The sequence below is a fragment of the Streptomyces sp. NPDC055078 genome (assembly GCF_053607985.1).
Genome location: NZ_JBSGUP010000440.1, coordinates 1 through 6,917 on the forward strand (window position 1 = coordinate 1; position 6,917 = coordinate 6,917).

2 protein-coding genes and 1 pseudogene are annotated in these 6,917 nt (G+C 73.3%); all 3 read left to right on the top strand.

What is annotated here, in order from left to right:
- Positions 1-599, top strand: a 599-nt coding sequence (locus ACWF94_RS28670) for a hypothetical protein (RefSeq protein WP_453494642.1), incomplete at its 5' end; no start/stop codon positions are given.
- Between the two features lie 125 nt (positions 600-724).
- Positions 725-6,721 (top strand): RHS repeat-associated core domain-containing protein, encoded by a 5,997-nt coding sequence (locus tag ACWF94_RS28675; RefSeq protein ID WP_453494645.1) that lies wholly within the window; start codon positions 725-727, stop codon positions 6,719-6,721.
- A gap of 10 nt (positions 6,722-6,731) precedes the next feature.
- A pseudogene (locus ACWF94_RS28680) lies at positions 6,732-6,917 on the top strand (hypothetical protein); the annotation flags it as partial.

The window sequence follows — 6,917 nt, forward strand, 5'->3', positions numbered from 1 at the left end:
ATACGAAGATCCGCCAGGACGCGAAGAAGAACAAGAAGAAGCCCCCCGCCGCCAAGAAACCGGCGCGCAAGTGTGAGAACCCGCGTCAGTGCGACGGGCCCGACGCGAAGATCCGCCAGGACGCCAAGAAGAACAAGAAGAAGGCGGGCGGCAACCAGTGGAAGGACGCGGCGGACGCCGCGACCATCGGCGGGGCGCCGATCACGGGGGCGAAGGAGCACGACAAGCGGGCCGAGAAGTGGAAGAAGGAGTGGCCCGCCTCGAAGGACGCGGCCCGCTACCGCAAGCAGGGCCCGGTGACCAAACCCTGGCACAAGGCGCTCGGGCAGCGGCTCGGCGGCGCCGGGGCGGTGCTGACGTTCCAGGCCAACCTCGCCCAGGGAGACAGCGTCCTCAAGGCGGGTGTGAAGACGGGTATCGACGCCGGAGCGGTCTGGGCGGGAGCGAAGACGGGCGCGCTCATCGGCGGCGCGATCGGCAGCTTCTTCCCGGTACTGGGCACCGCCGCGGGCGCGTTCATCGGTGGAGTCATCGGCACGTTCGTGGGCATGAAGGCCAGCGACGCCATCAATGAGCAGGTGGACAGGGCCTGGAAGTGACCGTCCGGCTGTTCGGATCCGTTCGGACCTGTCCCCCGACCTGCCCGAACACCCCTCCGCCCCACCAGGCTGACCGCTGGGCCCGGCAGGTGCCGTGCCCTCGGTCGCTGTGGGGGAGGACCAGCATGCTCGCACTGCTCGCAACGGTGAGGCGCCGGCGCAGGGCCGTACACGCGGTGGTCGTCGCGCTGGTGCTCTCGCTGATGGTGACCGGGCCGGCCGGGGCGGCGAACGCTCCCGGGGACAAGGCTCCCGCCTGGTCCGGGCGGCCGGGGGAGAAGCCCGTACCCGGCACCGTGGCGAAGAAGGCGCCACCGCCCCGGCTCGCGGTCGACGCGAAGGCGGTCACCGCGCCGCCGGCGGCCGTCTGGCCCATGGCGGGGACCGGGACCGCCGCCGCGCGGGCGGTCGGCGCGCGGGCGGCCGGCGGGGTCGAGGTGCTGGACCGGGCCGCCGCGCGGAAGGCGGGGATCAACGGTGTGCTGTTCCGGGTGCCGAGGGCGGCCGGGAAGGTCGCCGTGGACCTGGACTACTCCGGCTTCCGTACGGCGTTCGGCGGTGACTACGCGTCCCGGCTGCGGGTCGTGGACCTCGCGACCCGGGCGGTGCTCCCGGCGCGGAACGACACCGCCGCGGGCCGGATCCGGGTCACGGTCGACCCCGCGAGGACGGCTGCCCACGTCCCGGGGGAGAGCGGCCCGGGGAAGAGCGGCCCGGGGAAGAGCGGCCCGGGGAAGAGCGACCCGGGGAAGAGCGGCCCAGGGCAGAGCGGCCCGGGGAAGAGCGTCCCGCCCACTACCACCCACGCCACCACCTACGCCCTGATCGCGGGCGCGGGCAGCGAGGCCGGCACTTTCTCCCCGACGTCCCTCGCCCCCTCCGCGACCTGGGCCGTCGGCATCCAGTCCGGTGACTTCTCCTGGAACTACCCGGTCCAGGTGCCGCCCGCGCCCGGCCCGGTCCCGAACGTGGCACTGTCGTACACCTCGTCCATCGTCGACGGGCGCACCGCCTCCACCAACAACCAGTCGTCATGGGTCGGCGAGGGCTTCGGCTACGAGCCCGGCTTCATCGAGCGCACCTACACACCGTGCGCGGAGGACGGCCACGCCGGGAAGGGCGACCTGTGCTGGGACGGCCAGTCGGCGCACCTCGTGCTGCCCGGGGCCACCGGCGAACTGGTGTGGGACGTCGCCAGGAACACCTGGCGGGTCGCCGACGACGACGGCTGGCGCGTCGAGCTGGGCACCGGCGCCACCAACGGCGACAACGACGGCGAGTACTGGACCGTGACCGGCCCCGACGGCACCCGGTACACCTTCGGCCGCACCGGGGCCGCCAAGTCCGCCTGGACGGTGCCCGTGTACGGAAACGAGGCCGGGGAGCCCTGCCACGGCCCCTCCTTCGCCACCTCCTGGTGCCTCCAGGCGTACCGCTGGACCCTGGAGACCGTCACCGGCCCGCACGGCGACACCATCTCGTACACATACGACACCGAGATCAACCACTACGGCCGGAACAGCACGCCGTCCGACGCCACCGAGTATGTGCGCGGCGGCCGGCTCGCCCGCATCGAGTACGGCGGACGCGCGGACGGCACCGTCGCGCCGAGCGCGCGGGTGCTGTTCACCAGCGCGCCGCGCTGTGTCCCCGGCTCGGTGTGCGACCCGGCGGTCCCCGCGAACTGGCCCGACACCCCCTGGGACCTGAACTGCTCCGGCGGCTCGTGCCCGGCGGCGGGCCCCACGTTCTGGAGCACGGTCAGGCTGTCGAAGATCACCACCCAGGTGCTGAGCGGCGGCCGGTTCACCGATGTCGACTCCTGGACGCTGAACCACATCTTCCCCGACACCGCCGACCTGACCACCCCCACCCTGTGGCTGCGGTCCGTCCAGCGCACCGGACACACGGGCGGCACCCCGGTCACCCTGCCCGAGGTGCGGTTCGACGGCATCCAGAAGCCGAACCGGATCACCACGGGCGACGGCCTCCAGCCCATGAACAAGTGGCGGCTCACCGACGTCCACAACGAGACCGGCGGCACCGTCCACATCACCTACGCGGGCGACACCTGCGACGCGCACGCCCTGCCGAGACAGGACCAGAACGCCAAGAAGTGCTTCCCCACCCGGTGGCTCCAGGCGGGCGGGCCCTCGCCACGGCTCGACTTCTTCGCCAAGTACGTCGTCGGCCGGGTCGACGAGATCGACCGCGTCGGCGGCTCGCCCACCAAGTCGACGCGCTACGAGTACATCGAGGACGGCGCGGCCTGGCGGCACGACGACGCCGAACTGGTGCCCACCCGCTTCAAGACCTGGGGCTCGTGGCGCGGCTACCAGCGCGTCAAGGTCCGCACCGGTGAGGCCAACGGCCGGCACACCCTGACCGAGCACCTGTTCCTGCGCGGTATGCACGGCGACCTGCTCCTCGACGGCACCCGCCGCGAGGTGCGGTTCACCTGGCAGGGCACACCCCGTGAGGACCGGCCCGGATTCGCCGGATTCGCCCGGGAGACCGTCGTCCGGGACCCCGTGACGGGCGCCGAGATCTCCGCCGAACTGCACGAGCCGTGGCTGTCCGAACCGACGGCCGTACGGAACCGGGAGAGCGGCCCGCTGGAGGCCCGCATCCTGAAGGTCGTCGCCGTACAGACCCGGACCGCGCTGGCGGCGGGCGGCTCGCGCACCTCGGAGACCCGTACCGAGTACGACGCCTACGGCAGCCCGGTCAAGGTCCACGACCGGGGCGATGTGACCGTGGCCGACGACGATGTGTGCACCACCACGTCGTACTCGCGCAACACCACGGCCTGGATACTGAACCGGCCCGGCCGGGTGCTCACCGCCGCCGCGCCGTGCCCGGCCGGCGCGGGCCAGGACCCGGCACCGGCGGACGTGGTCTCCGACGAGCGCACCTACTACGACGGCGCCACCGAGTTCGGCACCCCGCCGGTGAAGGGCGATGTCACCCGTACCGAGGAACTCGCCTCCTGGGACGCGGGCCGGCCGGTGTACGCCACCGTCTCGCGCGCCGTCCACGACGTGCACGGCCGGGTCACCGAGGCGTACGACGCCCTCGGCGCGAAGACCCTCACCGCCTACCAGCCCGCCACCGGCGGACCCCTGGAGAAGACGACCGTGACCAATCCGCTCGGCCACACCACCGTGACCGAGGCGGAACCCGCGCGGGGCCTGACCACGGCCACCGTCGACCCCAACGGCCGCCGCGCCACCCGCGCCTATGACGCCCTCGGCCGCCTCACCACGGGCTGGCGGCCCGGACGGCCCGCCACCGCATCGCCGACCGTCCGGTTCGAGTACCGGATATCCGCCGACGCGCCCGCCGCCGTCACCACCCGGCGACTCCTCGCCGGCGGCGACCACACCGTCAGCCACACCCTCTACGACGGACTGCTGCGGGAGCGGCAGACCCAGGAGCCCACACCGTCGCAGCAGGGACGGATGGTCACCGACACCGCGTACGACGCGGGCGGCCGGGTCCTCGCCACCAACGCCACCTACTACAATCCCGCCGCCGCCGCCCCGGCCCTGCTGGTCGTGAACGACGACGCCGTGCCGTCGCGGACCGTGTACGAGTACGACGGAGCGGGCCGCACCACCGCGGAGATCCTGCGCTCGGCGGGCGCGGAGCGGCATCGCACCACCTACACCCACGGCGGCGACCGGATCAGCGAGGACCCGCCGACGGGCGGAACGCCCGTCACCCGGATCAACGACGTCCGGGGCCGGCTGACCGAGCTGCGCCAGTACACCGGGGACGCGCCCAGCGGTGCACACCTCGCCACCGCCTACACCTACACCAAGGCGGGCAGGCGTGCCTCGGTCACCGACCCCGCAGGAAACATCTGGCGATTCCGCTACGACCTGAGAGGCCGTCAGACGGCGGCGGAGGACCCCGACAAGGGCACCGCCACCATGACCTACGACGACAAGGACCGGCTGTCGGCGGTCACCGACGCGCGCGGCACCACACTCGCGCACACCTATGACGCGCTCGACCGGCGCACCGGGCTCTTCGAGGGCTCCCCGGCCGGACGCCGGATCGCCGAGTGGACCTACGACTCGGCGCCGCGCGGCATCGGCGAGGAAGCGGCGGCGATCCGCTACGACGGCGGCGCCGCCTACCGCACCGACGTCCTCGGCTACAACGACCTGGGGCTGCCCACCGGCAGCGCCCTGACCGTCCCCGCGCGTGAGGGCGCGCTGGCCGGCCGCTACGAGTCCACCACCGCGTACAACCAGATCGGCCAGGTCACCGCCAGGACCCTGCCCGCCGCCGGCGGACTGCCCGCCGAGACCCTGATGACCGGATACACCCCACTCGGCCGCACCGACTCGCTCGTCTCCGCCGAGCAGTCCTATGTGACATCGACCGGCTACGGCGAGACCGGCAGGGTCGATGACCGCGTACTCGGCGGCCGGATGCTGCGCTCCTACGCCTACGACCCCGCCACCCGGCTCGTCACCGGGCTGCGCACCCAACTGGACACCGGCGCCGTCACCGCCGACACCACCGTGGGCCACGACCCGGCCGGGAACATCGTGTCCAGCGCCGACGCGGTCTCCGGCGACCGGCAGTGCTTCCGCTCCGACTCCCTGCGGCGGCTGACGGACGCCTGGACGACGGCCACGAACTGCGCCGCCGGGCCGAGCACCGCCGCCCTCGGCGGGCCCGCCCCGTACTGGCACACCTACGGCTACGACCAGGCTGGCAACCGCACCCGGGAGATCCGGCACGCCGCCGGCGGCGACACCGTCCGGGACTACGGCTACCCGGCGCCCGGTACGGCGGGCCCGCACCGGCTCCAGTCCGTGACCACCGGGACGCGGACGGACCGGTACGGCTACGACGCGGCCGGGAACACCGTCACTCGCCCCGGCCAGACTCTGACCTGGGACCCCGAGGGACGGCTCGCACAGGTGACCGCAGGTGCGGTGACGACCTCCTTCGTCTACGACGCCGACGGCGAGCGTCTCGTCCGCCGCGACCCCGGCGGCACCACACTCCAGCTCGGCGACGACACCGAACTGCGGCTGGACACCGCCACCGGGACCGTCACCGGGACCCGCTACTACGCGGTCGACGGGACCGGTGTCGCCGTCCGCACCCCGGCCGGGGTCAGCTGGCTGACGGAGGATCAGGCGGGCACGGCGGACACGGCCGTCAACGCGGCCGATCTCACCGCCACCGTGCGGCGGCACCTGCCCTACGGGGCGCCGCGCGGCCCGGCAGGCGGTACCTGGCCGGGCGAGCGGGGCTTCGTCGGCGGCACGCTGGACGCCACGACCGGGCTGACCCACCTCGGGGCCCGTCAGTACGACCCGGACACCGGGGCCTTTCTCTCGGTGGACCCGATCCTCGACGCCGAGGACCCGAGGCAGCTCCACGGCTACGCGTACGCGGGCAACTCACCGGTCAGCGACTCCGACCCGACGGGTCTGACCGCGCGGCCCGTGTCCGGGACGGAGCAGGAGGACATCGTGTGGGACAGCACGGTGACCGCGTACCGCTCCGGCGGGGATGGGGGATCCGCGCCGCTGTACAGCGCGCACGGACTCTCCTCGGGAGTCCCGGCGGGCGGCGGGAGCGCGGGCGCCGCCGGCGATGTGATGTCCGTCATCGACGACATCGCGCGGGGCCGTGGCGGCTGGTCGCCGGAGATCCCGCCCGGTTACGAGAGGCCGCCGGGCGCGGAGAGCCCGGGCCCCGCCCCGGGTGTTCCGGCGAACCCGCCGAGTTGGCCCGGCGCCGGCTCCTCCGAGGGCTCCGGCTGGAGTCCCGGATCCCGGGTGCTGCCGTCGGACGGATCCGGCGGCCGAGGCGGCCGTGACGCCGAAGTCGATGTCGACGGGTCCTGGTTCCCGTACGGCTGGGATCTGGAGTTCCGCGAGTTGTGGGAGTACGACCGCTGCAAGCCGTGGAACCCGTGCGACAAGCCGGGCTTCATCGAGGGGTCGCCCCCGCGCAAGGGCAAGGACAAGAAGAAGGGCTCGTCGAAGTCGGTCGCCGCCAAGGCGAAGGACAAGAAGAGCGGCAAGAAGAAGCATTCCGGCAAGGTGTCGAAGAGCGCGTCCAAGAAGTCCGGGAAGAAGAGGAAGTAGGGCGAAGAAGGTGACTGCTCGAAGGGCCGCCGTGCCGTCCCGTGTGAGTGCCGTCGTCTCCGTGGCCGCCCTGCTGGCCGGTCTGGTCTCCGCGGCCGGTCCGGCCCGTGCCGGGGAGTCCGTGCGGTCCCCGGCGCCCCGGGCCCCGGTGGCCGGGCCGGTGGCGGCGCAACCCCCCGCGTCCGCCGGGGCACCC